This window comes from Burkholderia sp. AU39826 (assembly GCF_020419965.1).
GTDB lineage: Bacteria > Pseudomonadota > Gammaproteobacteria > Burkholderiales > Burkholderiaceae > Burkholderia > Burkholderia semiarida.
On sequence record NZ_JAIZQG010000001.1, the window covers coordinates 608,499 to 625,705 of the forward strand.

Below are 17,207 nucleotides of genomic sequence, written 5' to 3' on the forward strand. Positions count from 1 at the left end.
GCGATCATGTCCGCCGTCCTGTCCTCGCCCCACCGTACCGCATCGGGCCTCGTGCTCGCCGATACCCCGCGCCAGCACTTCTGGTTCGATCCGCCCGCGCCGCGCCTCGACGTCGCCGCCGAGCGTCGCCACCGGCAGGAGCGGCTCGCGGCCGCGTTCCGCCTGTTTGCGCGCTTCGGCTTCGCGGCGGGCCTCGCGGGCCACATCACCGCGCGCGATCCGGAGCTGCCCGATCATTTCTGGGTGAACCCGCTCGGCGTGCATTTCTCGCAGATCAAGGTCTCCGACCTGCTGCTCGTCAACGCACGCGGCGAAACCGCGATCGGCCAGCGGCCGCTGAACAAGGCCGCGTTCGCGATCCATGCGGCGATCCACGAAGCCCATCCGCACGTGGTCGCCGCCGCGCACACGCATTCGACCTACGGCAAGGCATGGTCGACGCTCGGCCGCCCGCTCGATCCACTCACGCAGGACGCGTGCGTGTTCTACGAGGATCACGCGCTGTTCGACGATTTCACGGGGATGGTCGTCGACACCAGCGAAGGCGCGCGGATCGCCGATGCGCTCGCGAAGCCGGACGGCACCACGCACAAGGGCGTGATCCTGAAGAACCACGGGATCCTGACGGCCGGCCCGACGGTCGAGGCCGCCGCGTGGTGGTACATCGCGCTCGACAACGTCGCGCACACGCAGTTGCTGGCCGAAGCGGCCGGCACGCCGCGGCCGATCGATCACGCGACCGCGCGCCATACGCACGGCCAGATCGGCGGTCCCGACGGTGCGCTGCATGCGTTCGACAGCCTGTTCGCGCGCGTCGTCGCCGACGAACCCGACCTGCTCGATTAGGGCCTGTTCACGCCAATAACGGACTTGCGCCACACCGGAGACCAGACCATGACCCAAACCACCGCACCCGCGCCCCACGACGCGCACGACGACCAACGCCGCCGGCTGCTGCGCGCGGCCGGCGCCGCCGCGCTCGCCGTGCCGGCGATCACGCTCGGCCGCCACGCGTGGTCCGCGCCGCCGCTGAAGAAGCTCACGTTCGCGTGGAACCAGAACGCGTTCTGCCTGACGCCGATCGTCGTCGCGCAGGAGCGCGGCTTCTTCGAGAAGAACGGGCTGCAGGTCGAGCTGATCAACTACAGCGGCTCGACCGATCAGCTGCTCGAATCGATCGCGACCGGCAAGGCCGACGCGGCGGTCGGGATGATCCACCGCTGGCTGAAGCCGCTCGAAGCCGGCTTCGACGTGAAGATCATCGGCAGCTCGCACGGCGGCTGCGTGCGGCTGCTCGGCGCGAAGGCGGCCGGCGTCACGACACTGCAGGCGCTGAAGGGCAAGACGGTCGGCGTCAGCGATCTGGCCGCGCCCGGCAAGCACTTCTTCTCGATCCTGCTCGCGAAGAACGGCGTCGATCCCGAGCGCGACATCACGTGGCGGCAGTATCCGGCCGACCTGCTCGGCGTCGCGGTCGACAAGGGCGAAATCCACGCGATCGCCGACGGCGACCCGAATCTCTATCTGCTCGAAAAGCGCAGCAACGGCGCGTATACCGAACTCGCGACCAACCTGTCCGGCGAATACGCGCGCAAGGTGTGCTGCGTGATCGGCGCACGCGGCGACCTCGTGCGCAACGACCGGCCGTCGGCCGCCGCGCTCGCGCGCTCGATCGTGCAGGCCACCGAGTACACGCACGACAACCCGAACGAAGCCGCGAAGGTGTTCGCGAAGTATTCGCCGAAGATCAGCCCCGAGGATCTGCGCAAGCTGTACGCGACGCTCACCTACACGCACCACCCGACCAACGTCGACCTGCAGCAGGAAATCGCGTTCTATGCGGACGACTTCCGCCGCATCAGCGTGCTGAAGAAGAGCACGGACCCGCAGCGCTTCGCGCAGCAGGTCTATGCGAACGTACTGGGGTAACGCGATGTCGACGATCGAACATGCGTCCGCCGCACGCGCCGCATCGGCTCCGGCCAGCGCCGCCAACGCTGCAACTTCCGCGCGCGCAGCCTGCACGACCTGCGACGCCACGCTGGCCGCGGAAGCGCGGCGCGCGCGCACCTGGCCGACCGGCATCGCCGCCGCATTCGCGTGGGCCGCGCTCGGCGCGCTGACGCACCTGTGGCCGAACCGGATCGTCGGCTTCAGCGACTGGGCGTACACCGACACGTTCGGCACGGCCGCGTGGACGATCGCCGCGCTGCTGCTCGTCGCCGCGACGCTCGGCCATCGCGTTCCCGCGACCCGCACGCGGCTCGCACGCGTTCGCCCGGCCGGCCCGTGGCTCGTCGCGCTGCCGCTCGTGCTCGCCGCGTGGGAAATCGTCACCGCCAAAACCGGCTGGCTGCCGACGCCGTTCTTCGCGCCGCCGCAGGCGCTGATCGAGGTCTACGTCGACGACTGGCCGCGCCTCGCCGGCAGCGCCGGCAACACGCTGAAGCTGCTCGCGCTCGGGTTCGCGTACGGCGTCACGGTCGGCTTCGCGGTCGGCGTGTCGATCGGCTGGTCGCGCCGCATCGGCTACTGGGTGCATCCGGTGCTGCGCGTGCTCGGGCCCGTGCCGGCCACCGCACTGCTGCCGCTCACGTTCTACTTCTTCCCGTCGAGCTATTCGGCCGCCGCGTTCCTGATCGCGCTTGCAACCGGCTTCCCGGTCGCCGTGCTGACGTGGTCCGGCGTCGCGAGCGTGAACAAGCAGTACTACGACGTCGCGCGCACGCTCGGCGCGAACGCGCGCTTCCTCGTGCTGCGCGTCGCGATTCCGGCCGCGCTGCCGCACGTGTTCGTCGGCATCTTCATGGGGCTGAGCGCGTCGTTCACGGTGCTGGTCGTCGCCGAGATGATGGGCGTCAAGTCGGGGCTCGGCTGGTATTTGAGCTGGGCGCAGGGCTGGGCGTCGTACGTGAACATGTATGCGGCGCTGATCGTGATGGCGCTGCTGTTTTCCGGGTTGATCGCGCTGCTGTTCGCGGTGCGCGACCGCGTGCTCGCCTGGCAGAAAGGAACCGTCAAATGGTAAGCGCCGCCGTACTCGAACCGTCCGCCGCCACTGCTGCGGCGCCCGCCGTCGCGCCGCCGCGAGGCGCACGCATCGACATCCGCCGCGTGAGCCATGCGTTCGACGGCCCCGGCGGCGCGCTGCCGGTGCTCGACGACGTGTCGCTGTCGGTCGCGGCCGGCGAATTCGTCGCGCTGCTCGGCCCGAGCGGCTGCGGGAAATCGACGCTGCTGCGCCTCGTCGCGGGGCTCGACGCCGCCAAGCAAGGCCGAATCGCGCAGGACGGCGTGCCGATCGAGCGCCCCGATCCGTCGCGCATCGTCGTGTTCCAGGACCCGACGCTGTACCCGTGGCGGCGCGTGCGCGCGAACGTCGCGCTCGGCCTCGAAGCACGCGGCGTGGCGCGTACCGCGCAGCATCGCGTCGACGATGCGCTCGCGCGCGTCGGGCTGGAGGACTTCGCGAACGTGTTTCCGCATCAGTTGTCCGGCGGGATGGCGCAGCGCGTCGCGCTCGCCCGCGCACTCGTCAACGACCCGCGCCTGCTGATTCTCGACGAACCGCTCGGCAAGCTCGATTCGCTGACGCGGCTCACGATGCAGGCCGAGCTGACCGCGCTGTGGCAACGCGACGGTTTCTCCGCGCTGCTCGTCACGCACGACGTGGAAGAAGCGCTGTTTCTCGCGCAGCGCGTGATCGTGTTCGGGCCGCGCCCGGCACGGATCGTCGCCGAACTGCACGTCGACCTGCCCTACCCGCGCCATCGCGGCGATCCGCGCCTCGCCGAATTGCGCCACGACGCGCTGCGGCATCTCGGGCTCGATGCGAGCTGGTAGATGCCGGGTGCCGTTCGACGTTCGAATGCGGTCCGCCGGAGGCGCGCGCGATGAACGCGCCGCCGTTCGCCGACTGGGCCATCGCGTTCCTGCAACTGCTGTATCGCGCGCAAATCGCGTTGGCGCATGGGTTGCACGCGATCGGCCTGACCGGCGACGCCGACGGCCAGGCCGCGTGGCCGTGGGCACACCGCATCGCGCTTGAAACGCTGCGCATCGACGCGGGGCTCACGCGGCAACTCGCATTCGCGTGTACGTTGACGGCGCTGGCCGTCGGGCTCGCCTGCGCCGCGCTGGCTTCGCGCAAGTGGCGTGTCGCGACGGCCATCGCCGCGCTGGCCGTCGCGTGGTTCGCGCCGTGGCCGCCCGCTTCGCTGTGGCTCGCGCCTGCCGTGCCGACGAGCTTCCAGCGCGATCCCGCGCCGTTTTCCGTGTCGAACGTGATGCGCGGCGCGCACCTGTATGCGCAACATTGCGCGGCCTGCCACGGCGCGGACGGGCGCGGCGAAGGCCCGCTCGCGGCCACGCTCGCGCACTGGCCGCCGACCTTCGCCGGCGCGCTGCTCGCGCGTCGGCTCGACGGCGAACTGTTCTGGCGCGTGCGCCACGGCACGCGGGACGAGCACGGTGCGTCGACGATGCCCGGCTTCGCGGCGACGCTCGGCCCGCAGGACACATGGGCCGTGCTCGATTACCTGAAAGCGCTGGCCGCCGGCAGCAGCGCGCAGGCGGAAGGCGCGTGGCCGGTGCCCGTCCCGCTGCCGGCGCTCGACGTGCGGTGCGGCGACGCCGCGCCCCAGGCGCTCGAGCGCTGGCGCGAAGGCCAGCGCGTGCGCGTCGTCGCGCTCGCGGCCGGCGCGACGCCACCGCAGGAAGACGCGCGCTGGCAGACCTTGCTCGTCACCGAACGCGGCGCGCCCGTGCCGCCGTCAGCCGGCCCGCGCGCGAACTGCGTCGCGACGACCGCCGATGCGTGGCTCGCGTTCGCGACGATCGCCGGCGTCGCGCCCGATGCGCTCGGCGGCACGCAACTGCTTGCCGATCGGCGCGGCTGGCTGCGGGCGCGCGCATTGCCGGGCGGCGCCGGCTGGTCGGATGCCGACCTGCTGTGCCGCTCGGACACGGTGGCCCGCCCGGCCGCGCGCGCCACGGGCGGCGACGCACTGACCGCGCTGCTGCTGCGCGTCGACCAGGAACCCGTACGCGACGTACAGGCCGGGCTTCCGCATTGAATCCCTGAACCTTTCTTGAACCGAACTTCACGATGAATCCGACCCGACGCCACTTCCTCGCGCAGGCGAGCGCCCTTGCCACGATCGCCGCCGCGCCGGCCGCCGTGCGCGCGCAGTCGGGCGTCCGCCCGCTGCTGCGCGCCGGCGACCAGAAAGGCGGGCTGCGCGCGCTGCTCGAAGCGGCCGGCGAACTGAACGGGCTCGCGTACGACATCGCGTGGACCGAATTCCCGGCCGCCGCGCCGCTCGCGGAAGCGCTGAACGCGGCCGCCGTCGACTGCGGGCCGATCGGCGACGCGCCGGTGATCTTCGCGCTCGCCTCGGGCGCCCGCATCAAGGTGATCGGCGCGAACCGTTCCGATCCGTACGGCACGGCCGTGCTCGTGCAGCCCGACGCCGCGCTGAAAGGCGCGACCGACCTGAAAGGCAAGCGCATCGGCACCACGCGCGGCTCGATCGGCCATTTCGTCACGCTGAAGGCGCTCGATGCGGCCGGCCTGCCGCCCGATGCGGTGTCGTTCCGCTTCCTGCCGCCGGCCGACACGATGCTGGCGCTCGCCACCGGTTCGATCGACGCGTGGGCGACCTGGGAGCCCTATACCGCCCTCGCCGAAACGAGCGGCCGCGCGCGCGTGCTGGTCAACGGCCGCGGGCTGTGGTCGGGCCTCAGCTATCTCGCGGCGACCGACGCGGCGATCGCCTCGAAGCGCGACGTGCTGCACGATTTCCTGCGGCGCGTCGTGCGCGCGCAGTCCTGGTCGTACCGGCACGTCGACGCGTATTCGGCGGCGCTCGCACGCATCATCGGCATTCCACCGGCCGCCGCGAAGCTGCAGTTCGAGCGCCGCGGCACGCGCTGGCAGCCGATCGACGCAGCGGTGATCGCCGAACAGCAGCGCACGGCCGACTTCTACCTGAAGGCAGGGCTGCTGCGCCAGCCGCTCGACGTGCGCACGACCTTCGATACCGGCTTCCCGCTCGCGTGACGAGCCGGGGCGGCACGCAGCCGCCCAAACGGCTTCGGTACGATCTGGCACAATCGCGCTTCGACCATCCCGCCTTCAGCCAGCGTCATGCCAGCCATCACCGAACTCTTCGTCTACCCGATCAAATCCTGCGCCGGCATCGCGCTGTCGCGCGCGCAACTGCTCGAAACGGGCCTCGCGTACGACCGCCACTGGCTGATCACCGATCCGCACGGGCAGATGCTCACGCAGCGCACGCATCCGCGCCTCGCGCTGATCCGCCCGACGCTCGACGGCGATGCGCTCGTGCTGAACGCGCCGGGCATGCCGGAGATCCGCACGCCGCTCGCCGGCGACGCGACGCCCGCGACGCCGAAGATGGCCGCGACCGTGTGGCGCGACACCGTCGACGCGATCGACACGGGCGCCGAAACGGCCGCGTGGCTCACCGCATTCCTCGGCGCGCCGACGAAGCTCGCGCGCTTCGGCCCCGACGCACGCCGCGGCTGCAACCGCAAATGGACCGGCGACATCGATACGCATACGCAGTTCGCGGACGGTTATCCGCTGCTGGTGATCGGCCAGTCGTCGCTCGACGACCTGAACGCGCGGCTTGCCGCGAAGGGCGCGCCGGCGATCCCGATGAACCGCTTCCGGCCGAACATCGTCGTGTCGGATCTCGATGCGTACGAAGAGGATTTCGTCGAGCATCTCGACGCCGGCGGCGACACGCCGGTGCGGCTGCGGCTCGTCAAGCTGTGCACGCGCTGCCCGGTGCCGACGATCGACCAGGCCACCGGCACGCCCGACCCGGCATGGCCGCACGAGCCGACCGACACGATGCAGACCTATCGCACGAACCCGAACTACGACGGCGCGCTGACGTTCGGTATCAATGCGATCGTCGTCGAAGGCGCGGGCGCGTGGCTCGAAGTCGGGCAGCCGGTCGAAGCGGAGATCGGGTTCGGCGATTGAGCCGGACAGCGCGGCCCGCTACTACGCGCGCCGTCATACGGCGCGCGGCATCGCGTCGTTCACCGCCGCCGGCAGCCGGATCGTCACGATCAGCCCGCCGCCGGCCGCATCGGTCAGCGTCACGCTGCCCTGATGCACGCGCGCGATCTCCCGCACGATCGACAGCCCGAGACCCGTGCCTTCGACCGTCTGCGTCTTGCTGCCACGATGGAAGCGCTCGAACACCGCGTCGCGTTCGTCGGCCGGAATGCCCGGCCCGTCGTCGATCACGTCGAGCCGCGCCGCTTCGCCGTCGCGCGAGACGCGCACCGTGATCACCGCATGGTCGCCCGCATAACGGATCGCGTTGTCGATCAGGTTGCCGATCATCTCGCCGAGCAGGTCGGACTGCCCGAGCACGTCGACGTCTGCCTCGTGCTCGAAGCCAAGATCGATGTCGCGCGCGCGGGCGACGGGCGACCAGTCGAGCGTCACGCTGCGTGCGAGCCGGTGCAGCGCAACCGGCTTGTGCGCGACCGCATGACCGCTGTCCGAATCGAGCCGCGACAGCGACAGCAGTTGCTGGACGATCTTCGCGGCCTGCCGCACCGCGCCGTTCGCGCGCCGCAGGTGCACGTTCATGCGCGGCTGCTCGTCGGGCCGCAGCGCGAGCTCGACGCCCGCCTGCACCGCCGCGAGCGGCGTCTTCAACTGATGGGCCGCATCGGCGAAGAAGCGACGCCGCGCCACCTGCATCCGCTGCGTGCGGCCGATGTACTGGTTGATCGAATCGACGAGCGGCGCGAGTTCGCTCGGCATCGCGCCCGTGTCGAGCGGCGTCGTGTCGTCCTCGCTGCGCGCGGCGACGGTCGCCGACAGCCGGTTCAGCGGCCGCAGCCCGCGCCCGACGCCGAGCCACACGATTCCGAGCGCCAGCACGACGAGCAGCCCTTCCTGCAGCAGCGACCCGATCAGGATCTCGCGCGCGAGCGCCTGGCGCGCCTCGATCGTCTCGCCGACCATCACCCACACGATGCGCGACTGCGCGGTCGGCACGTCGTGCACCGGGATGCGCAGCGCGGCCATCCGCAGTTGTTCGCCGCGATACACGACGTCGTAGTAGCGCGTGACGAACAGCGCGCCGTCGCCCGCGTCGCGCCCGTGCGGCAGCGGCAGGTCCGGATAGCCGGTGACCGTGCGGCCGTTGTCCTCGCGGATCAGGTAGTAGATCTTGCCGCCGTCGCTCGACTCGAGCATTTCGAGCGCGAGATACGGGAGGTCGACCTCGATCTCGCCGTCGTTGAGCCGCACGCCTTCGCGGATCGACTTCAGCGACGACGACAGCGTGCGGTCGAACGCGACGTGCGCGGCGCTCATCGCGCGCTGGTACGTGAGCCACGAGTCGAGCGCGAGCAGGCCGAGCAGCGGCAGCAGCAGCCACAGCGCGACCTGCGCGCGCAGGTTCGGGCGGGTCATCATGCGTTCGGCCGGGCCGCGCCAACGATCGCAGGCGCCGCGTCGGCCGCCGGCGAGCACGAGCGAGCGCGACGGGCGCTCATTCGGCCGTCCCAGCCTTTGCTTCGAGCAGATAGCCGAGCCCGCGCAGCGTGACGATCGCGACGCCGGTGTTCTCCAGCTTCTTGCGCAGCCGGTATACGTAGATCTCGATCGCATCGGCGTTGACCGACTCGTCGAGCCCGAAGATCTTCTCCGACAGCGTGTCCTTGTTGATCGCACGGCCGTTGCGCAGGATCAGCACCTCGAGCACCGAGCGCTCGCGCGGCGTGAGCGACAGCGGCTCGCCCGCGAGATGGAAGCTGCGATCGATACTGTCATACGAAAGCGGCCCGCATTCGACCCGCGAATGCTCGTGGCCGAGGCTGCGGCGGATCAGCGCGCGGGCGCGCGCCTCGAGTTCGGTCAGCTCGAACGGTTTCGCGAGATAGTCGTCGGCGCCGAGATCGAGCCCTTTCACGCGATCCTCGACCGACCCGTGCGCGGTGAGAATCAACACCGGCACCGGATTGCGGCGCGCGCGCAGCCGCCGCAGCACCTCCAGCCCGTCGAGCTTCGGCAGCCCGAGATCGAGGATCACCAGCGCGTAATCCTGCGTGCGCAGCACGTGGTCCGCCGCCTCGCCGTCGGCCATGTGATCGACCGCGAAGCGCGCGGCGCTCAGCGCATCGCTCAGCGACTGGGCCAGGTTCGGGTTGTCTTCGACGAGCAGCACACGCATGGGGATTCCGGTAAGGTCAGCGACAGCCCGCTACATTACATGATCCTTTCCGTCTCCACGCCTCGCGCAAACACGGGTTGCGCGGGTGCCGCGAACGGGCCGCGTCGTCGGCGGCGGCGTCGGGTATGCGGCGCGGACGGCCGCGTACGCGCGGCATGGTGGCCAAGTCCTCGGGCAACTGCTGGCCGCACCCGCGTAGCCGGTCACCCCGCGTCGCGCCCCCCTGTTGCGCCGCGAAAGCCGCGGTCGCCCCCCGGGAAATCCATGACGCGAACGGCGCAATCGCGAACGGAAATGAAAGCGGGCTGAAAGTGCCCCGCCCGTAACATCCGCGTCATTCGAACAACATCAACGCATCACTGGAGGAAGACATGCCGTTTGCACCGAAGCACCTCGCCGCCGCGCTGGCGGTCGTCCTGGGCACTGCCGCCGGCGGCGCCGCCGCGCAGGTTCCGGCCGGCTACCCGGGGAACTACCAGGGCGTGATCGACGCCGCGAAGAAGGAAGGCAAGCTGATCGTCTACTCGACGACCGACACGGGCCTCGTGCGTCCGCTGATCAAGGACTTCGAAAGCCTGTACGGCGTGAAGGTCGAGTACAACGACATGAACAGCACCGAGCTGTACAACCGCTACATCAGCGAGAACGCGGCGAGCAGCACCAGCGCCGACGTGCTGTGGAGCTCGGCGATGGACCTGCAGGTCAAGCTCGTCAACGACGGCCTGATGGCGACGTACGATTCGCCCGAAAGCCCGAACGTGCCGCAATGGGCGCAGTACCAGAAGCAGGCGTACGGCACGACGTTCGAGCCGCTCGCGATCGTCTACAACAAGCGGCTGATCCCCGAGAACGAGGTGCCGAAAACCCGCGCCGAACTGATCAAGCTGCTCACCACGCAGGCCGACAAGTTCAAGGGCAAGGTCACGACCTACGACATCGAGAAATCGGGCGTCGGCTTCAACTACCTGACCCAGGACGCGCACGTAAACGAGAAGGTCACGTGGGAACTCGTGAAGGCGATCGGCGCGACCGGCCCGAAGCTGCAGTCGAGCACGGGCGCGATGATGGAGCGCATCTCGTCGGGCGAGAACCTGATCGGCTACAACATCATCGGCTCGTATGCGTACGCGAAGGCAAAGAAGGACAAGTCGATCGGCTACGTGTTTCCGAAGGACTACACGCAGGTCGTGAGCCGCCTCGCCACCGTGTCGAAGAAGGCGAAGAACCCGAACGCCGCGAAGCTGTGGGTCGACTACCTGTTGTCGAAGCGCGGCCAGACGCTGATCGCGAACCAGGCGAACCTGTACGCGATCCGCGCGGACGTGACCGGCGAAACGTCGGCCGCGAGCCTCACGAAGGAACTCGGCGATTCGCTGAAGCCGATCCAGATCGGCACCGGCCTGCTCGTCTATCTCGACCAGTCGAAGCGCCTCGCGTTCCTGAAGCAATGGCAGCAGGCGATCAAGCGCTGAGCCGCTGACGCCGGGCCGCCCGCCGCACGGCGCGCGGGCGGCTCCTTCCCCTTACCGACTTCCTTGAGGCGGCCATCCGGATGGCCGCAGGGGCGAACTCATGCTTTCCACCAGCACACGCGGCACGGCACCGGCCGTTCCGCCCGCCACCGGCCCGCGCGACGCGATTCCCGCGCTGCCGGTCAGCAGCCTGCAGCCGCTCGCCGGCATGCTGCGCTGGATCGTCGTCGCGGTACTGACCGTCGCGGTCGCGCTGCCGCTCGGCTTCATCCTGTTCCAGAGCCTGCTGTCCGCGCCGTTCTTCGACGCGAACAAGACGCTCGGCATCGAAGGCTTCCGCTTCATCTTCAGCGATCCCGATTTCTGGTCGGCCGTGAAGAACTCGTTCATCATCGCCGGCGGGATGCTGTTCATCTCGATCCCGCTCGGCGGCATCCTCGCGTTCCTGATGGTGCGCACCGACCTGCCCGGCCGCCGCTGGCTCGAACCGCTGCTGCTCACGCCGGTGTTCGTGTCGCCGATGGTGCTCGCGTTCGGCTACGTGGTCGCGGCCGGCCCGGTCGGCTTCTATTCGGTGTGGTTCAAGGAGCTGTTCGGGGTGCAGAGCGTGCCCTGGAACGTGTATTCGATCTTCGCGATCACGGTGATCGTCGGCCTCACGCACGTGCCGCACGTGTACCTGTATTCGTCGGCCGCGCTGCGCAACCTCGGCTCGGACGTCGAGGAAGCCGCGCGCGTCGCGGGCGCCCGCCCGTTCCGCGTCGCGCTCGACGTAAGCCTGCCGATGACGATGCCCGCGCTACTGTTCGCCGGCGTGCTGGTGTTCTTCCTCGGCTTCGAGGTGTTCGGGCTGCCGCTCGTGCTCGGCGACCCGGAAGGCCACCTCGTGCTCGCGACCTACCTGTACAAGCTGACCAACAAGCTCGGCGTGCCGTCGTATCACCTGATGGCCGCGGTCGCCGTGTGCATCGTCGCGATCACGTTCCCGCTCGTGCTGCTGCAGCGCCGCCTGCTGAAGACCGCGAACCGCTTCGTCACCGTGAAGGGCAAGGCCGGCCGCGCGACCGTGCTGCCGCTCGGCGTGTGGCGCTGGGTCGCGCTCGTGATCGTCGCGCTGTGGCTCGCGCTGACCGTGATCGTGCCGATCTCGGGCATCGTGCTGCGCGCGTTCGTGACCAACTGGGGCGAAGGCGTGCCGCTCGGCGAAGTGCTGACGCTGGCGAACTTCGTCGAGCTGTTCGAGCAGGACAACCTGGTGCGCGCGATCGTCAACACGCTCGGCATCGGCGTGATCGGCGGCGCGCTCGCGATCGGCTTCTACTCGCTCGTCGCGTTCGCCGGCCACCGCCGCCCCGACTGGGCGACCAGGCTGCTCGACTACCTCGTGCTGCTGCCGCGCGCGGTGCCGGGCCTGCTCGCCGGTCTCGCGTTCCTGTGGATCTTCCTGTTCGTGCCGGGCCTGCGCGAACTGAAGAACTCGATGTGGAGCATCTGGATCGCGTACACGGTCGTATGGCTCGCGTACGGGATGCGGCTCATCCAGAGCGCGCTGCTGCAGGTCGGCCCCGAGCTCGAGGAAGCCGGCCGCAGCGTCGGCGCGACGCGCAGCCGCGTGTCGCTCGACGTGACGCTGCCGCTCGTGCGCTTCGGCCTGCTCGCCGCGTGGCTGCTGATCTTCATGATCTTCGAGCGCGAATACTCGACCGCCGTCTACCTGCTGTCGCCCGGCACCGAAGTGATCGGCGCGCTGCTCGTGTCGCTGTGGGCGACCGGCGCCGTCGATCAGGTCGCCGCGCTCTCTGTCATCAACATCGCGATGGTCGGCGCCGGTCTCGGCGTGGCCCTGCGCTTCGGAGTGAAACTTCATGGATAAGCTCATCGTCGACGATCTGCACCTCAGCTACGGCGCCAACCCGATCCTCAAAGGCGTGTCGTTCGAACTGAAGGCCGGCGAAGTCGTGTGCCTGCTCGGCGCGTCGGGCAGCGGCAAGACCACGCTGCTGCGCGCGGTGGCCGGCCTCGAACAGCCGTCCGACGGCCGTATCCAGCTCGACGAGCGCGTGTTCTTCGACGGCGCACGGCGCATCGACCTGCCGGTCGAGCAGCGCTCGCTCGGCCTCGTGTTCCAGTCGTACGCGCTGTGGCCGCACCGCACCGTCGCCGACAACGTCGGCTACGGGCTCAAGCTGCGCCGCGTGGCGCCTGCCGAACAGAAACACCGCGTGCAGGCCGCGCTCGACCAGCTCGGCCTCGGCCATCTCGCCGAACGCTTTCCGCATCAACTGTCGGGCGGCCAGCAGCAGCGCGTCGCGATCGCCCGTGCGCTCGTCTACAACCCGCCGGTGATCCTGCTCGACGAGCCGCTGTCGAACCTCGACGCGAAGCTGCGCGAGGAAGCGCGTGCGTGGCTGCGCGAGCTGATCGTGTCGCTCGGACTGTCGGCCCTGTGCGTGACGCACGACCAGACCGAAGCGATGGCGATGTCCGACCGCATCCTGCTGCTGCGCAACGGCCGCATCGAACAGGAAGGCACGCCGGCCGAGCTGTACGGCGCGCCGCGCTCGCTGTATACCGCCGAATTCATGGGCAGCAACAACCGGATCGACGCGCGCGTCGCGGCCGTCGACGGCGAACGCGTGACGCTTGCCGGCGACGGCTGGGAGTTGCAGGCGCTGGCCCGCGACACGTTCGCGCCGGGCCAGGACGCGCAGGCCGTGATCCGTCTCGAGCGCGTGCAGGTGGCCGACGGCCCGGGCGCGAACCGGCTGCAGGCCGACCTCGTCACGTCGATGTATCTCGGCGACCGCTGGGAATACCTGTTCCATTGCGGCGAGATGCGCCTGCGCGCGTTCGGCCACGTGCCGCGCGCGGCCGGCAAGCACTGGATCGAATTCCCGGCCAACGACTGCTGGGCGTTCGCGAAAGCGGGCTGATCCGATCGCGGCGGCTCGCGCGCCGCCGCGCATGCAGTCAAGCGCGCATCCGTTTGCAACTCGCATCGGCGGACGCTTGATGGCGTCCGCCGATGGCGCGCCGCGTACCCGTTTTCTGTTTCAACCCGCCTAAAACAACCCAGGAGACACCGTCAAAATGAAGTCACGCGCAGAACGTTCCATTCGAACAGTAGTCCTCACCGGTTCGGCTGCAGCCGCCTGTATCGCCGTGCCGGCCGCGCACGCTCAGTCGTCGGTCACGATATACGGGATCATGGACGCCGGCATCGAATACGCGAACCATGCGGCACCGGATGGCGGCAATTCGTTCAAGCTGAAATCGGGTAACAAGAACACGTCGCGCTGGGGCTTGCGCGGCGTCGAGGATCTCGGCGGCGGGCTGAAGGCCGTGTTCAGGCTCGAAAGCGGCATCGATCTCGCGAACGGCGCGTCCGACGACGGCCCGGACTCGATCTTCGCGCGCCGCGCGACGGTGGGCCTGAAAAGCAAATGGGGCGAGCTGACGCTTGGCCGCAACTTCACCGTCACATACGACTACATGATGCCGTTCGACCCGATGGGTTACTCGCAGAACTATTCGTGGGCCTCGTCGTCGATGGCGACGGGCGGCCGCAAGGACGGCATGTTCACGCGCTCGTCGAACGCAGTGCGCTACGACGGCGAATTCAGCGGCTTCAAGTTCGGCGCGCTGTACGGTTTCGGCAACGTGCCGGGCAGCGTGAAGACCAGCTCGAAATACGATTTCGCGGTCGGTTACGAGACGGGGCCGTTCGCGGCCGTCGTCACGTTCGACCGGCAGAACGGCGCGGCCGACAGCGTCACGCCGGCCGATACCGTCAACTATATCCAGGGCATCCACGCGGGCCTGAGCTACGACTTCGGTAACCTGAAGACGATGGCCGGCTATCGCAACTATCGGCGCACGTATCACACCACGGCCGCGAACCAGTTGAGCGACATGTATTGGCTCGGCGGGTCGTACCAGTTCACGCCGACGTTCTCGTTGATCGCGGCCGTCTACCACCAGAACATCAAGGGCGGCACGGATGCCGACCCGACGCTGGTGTCGGTGCGTGCGCAGTACGCGCTGTCGAAGCGCACGGTGCTGTATGCAGCCGGTGCGTTCGCGATCGCGAAGCACGACCAGAAAGTCGGTGTGTCGCGCGATTTCAATGGGTACGGCACCACGCAGGTCGGGGTCACGGCGGGGATTCAGCAGCGGTTCTGAGTCTGACGCTGCCGGCGTCGGCGGGCGGTCAGCCGCCCGTCTGCCTTCCTGCCACGCGCGGCAGCATGACAGTGAACGGCCGGAGGCTGCCGTGCAACCCGGCGCAGGGCGATGCGCCGCCTACTCACCACGCATCGTGAACACCAAACGCACGGCGCTGCTCGTATCGCCCCAGTGCTCGCCGACAGCCGACAGCGGCACCGTGCGCGTGTCGATCGTCAGGCCCGCCGGCGCGGCCGCTTCGAATACACCGCGCACCGACGCCAGCAAGCCCGGCAACGGCACGCTGCCCAGACCGCTGCCCATCAGTTCGATCGCGGTCGCCCGCAGCACGGCGCCGGGCACCAGCAAGTCCGCGCCGCCGATCGAGCCGATCTGCACGAAACGCAGCCGCCGGCCACCGGGTGTCACTTTCGCGGCCGCGCCCAGCAGTGTCTGCGCGCTGGCGCCCCACAGATAATCGAGCACGACATCCACGCCCGCACGGAAATGCGGTTCGAGCGCCCGCGCCAGATCGGCGTCGTCCTGCTGCAGCGACACGACAGCATCCGCGCCGGCCTTCAGCAACACCTGCAACGCGGCCGCGTTGCGGCCCGTCGCGATCACCTTCGCCGCACCGAGATGCTTCGCGATTCGCACCGCGAGCCGCCCGGACGTACCCGTTGCACCGTTGACGAGCACCGTCTCGCCCGCGACGAACCGCGCGCGTTCGGTCAGCGCCGCCCACGACGACATCCCCGGAATCGCGATCGCCGCGGCGGTGACATCGTCAAGCGTGTCCGGCAGCGGCACGCACTGCGTATCGGGCACGATCGTGCGTTCGGCCATCGCGCCGAACGGCACGGGCGCGCCGAAGAAGTAGACGCGCCGACCGTCGTCGAGACGCCCCACGCCGTCGACACCGACGACGAACGGATAGCGTCGATCCGACGAGTAATGCGTGCCGGCCGCGCGCCCCTGTGCGATGCGGCTCAGCGCGGACGCCGTCACGTCGATCAGGCTGTGGCCCGGCATCGCGCGCGGCGGTTCGAATTCGGTATAAACCGGGCGCTGTCCAGCGCCTTCAACAACTGCTGCTTTCATGGTGGTTCCTTCAATCTGGACGGTGGATCTTTACCGGGCGTCGAGCCACGCGCGCAGCGCGGGATCGCGCACTTCCAGCACGTCGAACAGGCCGAGCGCGCGCAGCGCGGGCAGCGCATCGATCGCATCGGCCTCCGCGCGCGCCCTGTCCGCCGGCGCGGCATTCGGATCGGTCAACACACGGGCATTGACCAGAAAAGCGCCAACCGTGCCCTTGCGGATCGTCGTTCCGCCGGCATCGATCTGGTTGGCATGGTCGGGAAGCATTTGTTCGGCTCGCATCGCGTCGTACTCCGGTTGTCATCGATGGACGCAGTGTAGGCGTGCAAATCCGGCCGTTCTCCGGTATAACGGCCATTCGATACCGATATCCGGCCATGTCCGATCCGCTTCTGCCCGCCCGCTTCGTCACGTCCGACGACGGCCCGTTCGTGGTCGCCGCCGCCCTGTCGCAACGCGCCCCCCGTATCACCGCGCCGCATTCGCATGCGCGCGGCCAGCTCGTCGGCGCGCTGAGCGGGCTCGTGACGATCGGCCTCGACGATCAGGAGTGGGTCGTGCCCGCGATCCACGCGATCTGGATTCCGCCGCACTGCCGGCATTCGCTGCGCTCGTTCGGGCCGATTTCCGGCTGGTCGGCGTTCGTCGCCGAAGCGCGCTGCGCGGCGCTGCCGGCCACGCCGCGTGCGATCCGCACGACGCCGCTGCTGCGCGAGGCCGTGCAGCGCGCGGCGAGCTGGGGCGATTCCGAATTGGATGCCGCACAGGCCCGGATCGCCGACGTGATCCTCGATGAAATCGCGGCATCGGAAGCCGAAGCGCTGGGGCTGGTGCGACCGCGGGACCCGCGGCTCGTGAAGATCACCGATGCGCTGGCCGCGGATCTCGCGAACGACCGGCGGCTGGAGGAATGGGCCGAATGGGCCGGCATCGGCGCACGGACGATGAGCCGCCGCTTCGTCGCCGAAACCGGGCTGACGTTCGCGCAATGGCGTCAGCAGGTGAGGCTGCTGCGGGCGCTGGAGCGCATCGCCGACGGCGTGCCGGTGACGACGATCGCGCTCGATCTTGGATACGACAACGTGAGCGCGTTCATCGACATGTTCCGGCGCGCGCTGGGGACGACGCCGGGGCGGTATTTGGCGGGGGGAAGCCAGGCGCACGGATAGCGGCGGCCATGCGCGCGCATGAAGCCGCACGACGAAGATCCGGCGGGCGGCAGACAACAACCGCCCGCCGC

The 17,207-nt window shown here is 69.4% G+C and carries 16 protein-coding genes; 12 read left to right on the top strand and 4 right to left on the bottom strand.

The annotated features are described in order from the left end of the window. The first annotated feature begins 6 nt into the window (after nt 1–6). From LGM42_RS02725 to LGM42_RS02755, 7 genes are all read left to right on the top strand, one after another. Complete coding sequence (locus LGM42_RS02725) at nt 7–846, top strand: class II aldolase/adducin family protein (RefSeq protein ID WP_059639392.1); 840 nt, start codon at nt 7–9, stop codon at nt 844–846. Between the two features lie 48 nt (nt 847–894). Continuing rightward, nucleotides 895–1,929, top strand: coding sequence for an ABC transporter substrate-binding protein (locus tag LGM42_RS02730; protein ID WP_060011325.1), 1,035 nt, complete (start codon nt 895–897; stop codon nt 1,927–1,929). Between the two features lie 4 nt (nt 1,930–1,933). Then, on the top strand, nt 1,934–3,028 hold the full coding sequence (locus tag LGM42_RS02735) for an ABC transporter permease (protein WP_226231497.1): 1,095 nt from the start codon (nt 1,934–1,936) through the stop codon (nt 3,026–3,028). Continuing rightward, entirely contained in the window at nt 3,022–3,843 is an 822-nt protein-coding gene (locus tag LGM42_RS02740) for an ABC transporter ATP-binding protein (RefSeq protein WP_226231498.1), read from the top strand. The genes LGM42_RS02735 and LGM42_RS02740 overlap by 7 nt, the downstream gene beginning before the upstream one ends. Before the next feature lie 50 nt (nt 3,844–3,893). After that, nucleotides 3,894–5,075 (top strand): c-type cytochrome, encoded by a 1,182-nt coding sequence (locus tag LGM42_RS02745; protein ID WP_226231499.1) that lies wholly within the window; start codon nt 3,894–3,896, stop codon nt 5,073–5,075. 32 nt (nt 5,076–5,107) lie between these two features. Continuing rightward, complete coding sequence (locus LGM42_RS02750; RefSeq protein WP_226231500.1) at nt 5,108–6,061, top strand: ABC transporter substrate-binding protein; 954 nt, start codon at nt 5,108–5,110, stop codon at nt 6,059–6,061. A gap of 87 nt (nt 6,062–6,148) precedes the next feature. Next, on the top strand, nt 6,149–7,015 hold the full coding sequence (locus LGM42_RS02755) for an MOSC domain-containing protein (RefSeq protein WP_226231501.1): 867 nt from the start codon (nt 6,149–6,151) through the stop codon (nt 7,013–7,015). A gap of 33 nt (nt 7,016–7,048) precedes the next feature. Here LGM42_RS02755 and LGM42_RS02760 read toward each other — a convergent pair whose 3' ends face one another. Further along, nucleotides 7,049–8,470, bottom strand: a complete 1,422-nt coding sequence (locus LGM42_RS02760; RefSeq protein ID WP_226231502.1) for a sensor histidine kinase — start codon at nt 8,468–8,470, stop codon at nt 7,049–7,051. Nucleotides 8,471–8,549: 79 nt separating this feature from the next. Then, the gene (locus LGM42_RS02765) at nt 8,550–9,230 is read right to left on the bottom strand and encodes a response regulator (protein ID WP_226222267.1); all 681 of its coding nucleotides are present in this window, start codon (nt 9,228–9,230) and stop codon (nt 8,550–8,552) included. A 371-nt stretch (nt 9,231–9,601) separates the two neighbouring features. Here LGM42_RS02765 and LGM42_RS02770 point away from each other — a divergent pair, with 371 nt between their 5' ends. From LGM42_RS02770 to LGM42_RS02785, 4 genes are all read left to right on the top strand, one after another. Beyond that, nucleotides 9,602–10,702, top strand: coding sequence for an ABC transporter substrate-binding protein (locus LGM42_RS02770; protein WP_059639382.1), 1,101 nt, complete (start codon nt 9,602–9,604; stop codon nt 10,700–10,702). A 100-nt stretch (nt 10,703–10,802) separates the two neighbouring features. After that, a complete protein-coding gene (locus LGM42_RS02775) occupies nt 10,803–12,575 on the top strand; it encodes an ABC transporter permease (RefSeq protein WP_226231503.1) in 1,773 nt (590 codons plus the stop codon). Then, the gene (locus tag LGM42_RS02780) at nt 12,568–13,635 is read left to right on the top strand and encodes an ABC transporter ATP-binding protein (protein ID WP_059639380.1); all 1,068 of its coding nucleotides are present in this window, start codon (nt 12,568–12,570) and stop codon (nt 13,633–13,635) included. Before LGM42_RS02775 ends, LGM42_RS02780 begins: the two co-directional genes overlap by 8 nt. A gap of 157 nt (nt 13,636–13,792) precedes the next feature. Next, nucleotides 13,793–14,884 carry a porin gene (locus LGM42_RS02785; protein WP_226231504.1) on the top strand — a complete coding sequence of 364 codons (1,092 nt, stop codon included), beginning with the start codon at nt 13,793–13,795 and terminating at the stop codon, nt 14,882–14,884. A 120-nt stretch (nt 14,885–15,004) separates the two neighbouring features. Here LGM42_RS02785 and LGM42_RS02790 read toward each other — a convergent pair whose 3' ends face one another. Together LGM42_RS02790 and LGM42_RS02795 are read right to left on the bottom strand one after the other, a co-directional pair. Then, nucleotides 15,005–15,967 carry a quinone oxidoreductase family protein gene (locus tag LGM42_RS02790; protein ID WP_226231505.1) on the bottom strand — a complete coding sequence of 321 codons (963 nt, stop codon included), beginning with the start codon at nt 15,965–15,967 and terminating at the stop codon, nt 15,005–15,007. Nucleotides 15,968–15,997: 30 nt separating this feature from the next. Then, complete coding sequence (locus LGM42_RS02795) at nt 15,998–16,249, bottom strand: hypothetical protein (RefSeq protein ID WP_059574583.1); 252 nt, start codon at nt 16,247–16,249, stop codon at nt 15,998–16,000. A gap of 95 nt (nt 16,250–16,344) precedes the next feature. On the opposite strand from LGM42_RS02795, the gene LGM42_RS02800 reads away from it, so the two are divergent. Continuing rightward, nucleotides 16,345–17,136 (top strand): AraC family transcriptional regulator, encoded by a 792-nt coding sequence (locus tag LGM42_RS02800; RefSeq protein ID WP_226231506.1) that lies wholly within the window; start codon nt 16,345–16,347, stop codon nt 17,134–17,136. Nucleotides 17,137–17,207: the final 71 nt, after the last annotated feature.

Bases quoted from the DNA above. Each gene is read 5' to 3' on its own strand.
- LGM42_RS02725 (WP_059639392.1), top strand. From the start codon at position 7: ATGTCCGCCGTCCTGTCCTCGCCCCACCGTACCGCATCGGGCCTCGTG.
- LGM42_RS02730 (WP_060011325.1), top strand. From the start codon at position 895: ATGACCCAAACCACCGCACCCGCGCCCCACGACGCGCACGACGACCAA.
- LGM42_RS02735 (WP_226231497.1), top strand. From the start codon at position 1,934: ATGTCGACGATCGAACATGCGTCCGCCGCACGCGCCGCATCGGCTCCG.
- LGM42_RS02740 (WP_226231498.1), top strand. From the start codon at position 3,022: ATGGTAAGCGCCGCCGTACTCGAACCGTCCGCCGCCACTGCTGCGGCG.
- LGM42_RS02745 (WP_226231499.1), top strand. From the start codon at position 3,894: ATGAACGCGCCGCCGTTCGCCGACTGGGCCATCGCGTTCCTGCAACTG.
- LGM42_RS02750 (WP_226231500.1), top strand. From the start codon at position 5,108: ATGAATCCGACCCGACGCCACTTCCTCGCGCAGGCGAGCGCCCTTGCC.
- LGM42_RS02755 (WP_226231501.1), top strand. From the start codon at position 6,149: ATGCCAGCCATCACCGAACTCTTCGTCTACCCGATCAAATCCTGCGCC.
- LGM42_RS02760 (WP_226231502.1), bottom strand. From the start codon at position 8,470: ATGACCCGCCCGAACCTGCGCGCGCAGGTCGCGCTGTGGCTGCTGCTG.
- LGM42_RS02765 (WP_226222267.1), bottom strand. From the start codon at position 9,230: ATGCGTGTGCTGCTCGTCGAAGACAACCCGAACCTGGCCCAGTCGCTG.
- LGM42_RS02770 (WP_059639382.1), top strand. From the start codon at position 9,602: ATGCCGTTTGCACCGAAGCACCTCGCCGCCGCGCTGGCGGTCGTCCTG.
- LGM42_RS02775 (WP_226231503.1), top strand. From the start codon at position 10,803: ATGCTTTCCACCAGCACACGCGGCACGGCACCGGCCGTTCCGCCCGCC.
- LGM42_RS02780 (WP_059639380.1), top strand. From the start codon at position 12,568: ATGGATAAGCTCATCGTCGACGATCTGCACCTCAGCTACGGCGCCAAC.
- LGM42_RS02785 (WP_226231504.1), top strand. From the start codon at position 13,793: ATGAAGTCACGCGCAGAACGTTCCATTCGAACAGTAGTCCTCACCGGT.
- LGM42_RS02790 (WP_226231505.1), bottom strand. From the start codon at position 15,967: ATGAAAGCAGCAGTTGTTGAAGGCGCTGGACAGCGCCCGGTTTATACC.
- LGM42_RS02795 (WP_059574583.1), bottom strand. From the start codon at position 16,249: ATGCGAGCCGAACAAATGCTTCCCGACCATGCCAACCAGATCGATGCC.
- LGM42_RS02800 (WP_226231506.1), top strand. From the start codon at position 16,345: ATGTCCGATCCGCTTCTGCCCGCCCGCTTCGTCACGTCCGACGACGGC.